The 521-nt window shown below is 66.8% G+C and carries 1 protein-coding gene; it reads right to left on the bottom strand.

The annotated features are described in order from the left end of the window. Window position 1: 1 nt before the first annotated feature. Complete coding sequence (locus LG661_RS24865) at window positions 2-514, bottom strand: single-stranded DNA-binding protein (protein WP_230534665.1); 513 nt, start codon at window positions 512-514, stop codon at window positions 2-4. Window positions 515-521: the final 7 nt, after the last annotated feature.

Here is a 521-nt window from a genome sequence, read left to right as displayed (position 1 = left end):
CTTAGAACGGGATATCGTCGTCGAGATCGTTGAAGCGGGATCCGCCGCCGGACGGGGCCGCCGCAGGCCGGCGCTCCATCGGCGAGGAGCGGCCGAAATCGCCCCCGCGCGCAATCTGCCCGCCGCCTTCCTCCTCGCCGTATTCCGACGCGCCCCCGCCCGAGCGCCCGTCCAGGATCGTCAGCTCGCCCCGGAAGCGCTGCAGCACCACCTCGGTGGTGTACTTCTCCACCCCCGACTGGTCGGTCCATTTGCGCGTCTGCAGCTGGCCCTCGATGTACACCTTCGAGCCCTTCTTCAGGTACTGCTCCGCCACCCGGCCCAGGTTCTCGTTGAAGATCACCACCGAGTGCCACTCGGTCTTCTCCTTCCGCTCGCCGGAGTTCTTGTCCTTCCAGCTCTCGGAGGTGGCAATGCGCAGGTTCACCACCGGCTCCCCGTTCCCAAGCCGGCGCACCTCCGGGTCCCGCCCCAGATTGCCCACCAAAATCACCTTGTTCACCGATCCAGCCATAACGGCC

Source organism: Microvirga roseola, from assembly GCF_020866965.1.
Lineage (GTDB): Bacteria > Pseudomonadota > Alphaproteobacteria > Rhizobiales > Beijerinckiaceae > Microvirga > Microvirga roseola.
This window is presented reverse-complemented; position numbering and strand designations above follow the sequence as displayed.

Bases quoted from the DNA above. Each gene is read 5' to 3' on its own strand.
- LG661_RS24865 (WP_230534665.1), bottom strand. From the start codon at position 514: ATGGCTGGATCGGTGAACAAGGTGATTTTGGTGGGCAATCTGGGGCGG.